A 3,315-nucleotide genomic window follows, 5' to 3' on the forward strand; every position below is an offset into this window, starting at 1 on the left:
GCGGTGTTTTCCTCGCCGCGGCGAAAAACCCTGTCCATCAATCCGCTCCCATCTAGAGACAAACCGCTCTACGCACAGTGGGCGGGCTGGCGGGCGTCCACGGCATCGGCGATGAAGTCGATGATCTCATGCATATGCGCCTCGATCGGGCGGCCCTTCTTGACCTCTTCCTTCAAGCCTTCGAGCGCGAAGACGAAAATGCGGGCGACCGTGTCGGCGTCGGCATTGAACCGGGCGAGATCCGCAAGCCCGTCATGCTCGGCCCGCGTCAACGCCTCGGCGATCACATCGGTCAGCGTGCCGGTCCAGATCTCGCTGATGTCGCTGGCGATCTCGTCGCTGATGCCCATCAGTTCCTGGCCGTGCGCGGTCCGTTCGATGAACCGGTGCATCTCCAGGATCGACCGCTCCATGGCGTGGCGGAGCTTGTCGCGGAAGGTGCCGCTCACCGCAAAGCCGGCGCGCGCCTCGGCGGCCGCGTTCGCCATCATGGCTTCGGCCAGCCCGCGGAATATTTCCGTTTTGTTTTTGAATACATGATAAAGGGCCGGCCTCGACATGCCGGCCCCGCGCGCAATGTCATCCATCGATGTCTTGCGGAAGCCGTAGGTGACGAACACCTCCAGCGCCGCCTGCAAGATGGTCCCGCGCTTGTCGTCTGGACAGAAGTGAAGCATGGTGTATTGACTTTATGACATTTTTCGTTATTTTGTCAAATTGTCAAACAGGGGTTTCAAACCGGTTTCGCAATCGCCATTTCCCAAACCCGTATATTGAGTGTGTCGCGGTCCAAGGCAGCCTTGGGCGCGTAGTGCAGATCGAGGGCTCGCAAGGGAGCCCACAAACCTTAGAGCGTTCCGTCATGAGATTGAATCAATTTTGCTTGTCGGCCTTCTTGGCTCAAATCCGGTGGTCTTCGGATCGGGCATATACCGATACGCTCCTCGCCAAAAGCCTTGGCCTTGATCCGAATCGGCCCGGCGGAATGGCTCAAGCCCATTACAGAACGCTATAGCTGGGTCTTCCAATGAAAGCGCATCGCTATGCGGCGATTTTGGTGTTCATCGCATCGGCCGCCTGGGTCCTGACGGGTGATTTCTCATTTGTCGGAAGCGCCACCGGCCAGGATGAGGCCGCCGGGACAGCCGAGGCCGTTTCCGCCGAGCCGCGCGCCGTCCAGTCGGTGGCCGTTGCCACGATACCGAGCGTCGATCACGCCCGCACCGTGCGGGTTTCGGGCACAACGCAGGCGGACAAGCAAACGCACATCACCGCCCGGGCCGACGGCATCATCGCCGAACTGCTCGTCGAACAGGGCGATCTTGTCGCGGAAGGCCAGGTGATCGCCCGCATCGCGCCGGAGGGTCGCGATGCCGCCGCGCGCAGCGCGGCGGCATCGCTCGAACAGGCACGCGCCGAATTCGCCGCCCGCGCGCAACTGGTCGACCGGGGCACGCTGCCGCGATTGCAGCTCGACCAGCAGCGCTCGGCCCTGCGCCTGGCGGAAAGCCGGCACGAGGCCGCCGTGGCCGAACTCGACCGGCTCGAAATCACGGCGCCCTTTGGCGGCATCGTCGATGAGGTGACGGTCGAGCAGGGCGGCTCGGTCGACAAGGGCACGCCGGTCGCGCATCTGATGTCGCTCGATCCGATCGTCGGCGTCGGCGAGGTCAATGAAAGCGATCTGCGCACGATCGCCGTCGGCGGCATGGCGCAGATGCGCCTCGTGACCGGCGAGACGATCGATGCGACGATCCGGCACATCAGCCGGCAGGCGCAGTCCTCGACGCGGACCTTCACCGTCGAGGTCGTCGCGGCGAACCCCGATCTGTCGGTGCCGGCAGGCATGACCGCCGAGATCCTTCTGCGCGGCGCGCCGGTCGTCGCCACGCCGGTGCCGCGCTCGATCATCACGCTCGACGATACGGGCGAACTGGGCGTGCGCGCGGTCGGTGACGACGACCGGGTCGTCTTCTTTCCCATCGACCTGGTCGACGATTCGACCGATGCGCTTCTGCTCGGCGGCATCCCCCCCGGAGCGCGGGTGATCGTGGTGGGCCAGAACCTTGTCGGCGACGGACAGACGGTGAAGCCGGTCGAGGCCGACAGCGCGGTGATCGAGCGCCTGATCGCGGAAGCCACGGGCGGAGCGGCAAGCCGATGATGGGATTTCTCGAACTCGCCGTTCGCAATGCGCGGCTGACCATCGTCACCCTGGCGTTCTTCCTGGTCGCCGGAGCGCTGGCCTATGTCGCCATTCCCAAGGAGGCCGAACCGGATATCCAGTTCCCGGTGGTCTATGTGGGCCTGTCCCTTTCGGGCGTGTCGCCGGAGGATGCCGAGCGGATGCTGATCCGGCCGCTTGAGGCGGAACTGGCCAACATCAAGGGCGTCGACACGATGACGGCCAGCGCCTATCAGGGCGGCGGCAACATCGTGGTCGAATTCGATCCCAGCGCGAACCTTGCGACCGCGCTTGAGGACGTGCGGACCGAGGTCGATCAGATCAAGGGCGAGTTTCCCGCCGGCACGGAGGAGCCGGCCGTCGTCGAGGTCAACATATCCGAGTTCCCGGTTCTGGTCGTCACCCTGTCGGGTGATGCACCCGAGCGCGTCCTGACGCGTGCGGCCAAGGCGCTTCGCGACCAGATCGAGGAGGTGAACGGCGTCCTGGATGCCCAGATGCAGGGCGCGCGCGACGAGCAGGTCGACGTGATCATCGATCCGGTCAAGCTGTCCTCCTACAATCTGCAACTCGATGCGCTGGTGGGCGGGGTCGCGGCCAACAACCGCCTCGTGGCGGCCGGTACGCTCCAGGGCGATCAGGGCCAGTATGCGGTCAAGGTGCCGGCGCTGATCGAAACGGTCGAGGACATCGCCAACCTTCCCATCGCGGTCAGCGGCAATGCCGTCGTCCGGGCGCGCGATCTGGCCACGATCCGCAACACGTTCGAGGATCGCCAGACGGTCGCGCGGCTGAACGGCAAGCCGGCCATCGCCATCGAAGTGTCCAAGCGCGCCGGCGCCAACCTGATCGAGACGGTCGACGCGGTAAGGGCCCGGACCGAAGCCTTCAAGGCGCAATTGCCGCCGGGCGTCGAGATCACCTTCTCGCAGGACCGTTCCGAGGAAATCCGCACCCTGCTCGCCGATCTCCAGAACTCGGTGCTGACGGCGGTGATCCTCGTCTTCATCGTGATCCTGTTCTATCTGGGGTTCCGCTCGTCGCTGCTGATCGGCCTTGCCATACCGACCTCGTTCCTGATGGGAATCCTGTTCCTGTCGCTGGCCGGCTACACGGTGAACCTGGTCGTC

At 64.6% G+C, this 3,315-nt stretch carries 3 protein-coding genes; 2 read left to right on the forward strand and 1 reads right to left on the reverse strand.

Features of this window, described 5'->3' with window-relative positions; genetic code table 11:
* Positions 1-68: 68 nt before the first annotated feature.
* Positions 69-677, reverse strand: coding sequence for a TetR/AcrR family transcriptional regulator (locus AC5E6L_RS14735; RefSeq protein WP_491774297.1), 609 nt, complete (start codon positions 675-677; stop codon positions 69-71).
* A 350-nt stretch (positions 678-1,027) separates the two neighbouring features.
* Between AC5E6L_RS14735 and AC5E6L_RS14740 the strand changes: the two genes are divergently transcribed.
* Both AC5E6L_RS14740 and AC5E6L_RS14745 read left to right on the forward strand, forming a co-directional pair.
* Positions 1,028-2,164 (forward strand): efflux RND transporter periplasmic adaptor subunit, encoded by a 1,137-nt coding sequence (locus AC5E6L_RS14740; RefSeq protein WP_491774299.1) that lies wholly within the window; start codon positions 1,028-1,030, stop codon positions 2,162-2,164.
* Positions 2,164-3,315 (forward strand): efflux RND transporter permease subunit (locus AC5E6L_RS14745; protein ID WP_491774303.1); only part of this gene is annotated, 1,152 nt, incomplete at its 3' end. The genes AC5E6L_RS14740 and AC5E6L_RS14745, both read left to right, overlap by 1 nt.

The organism is Roseitalea sp. (genome assembly GCF_984466335.1).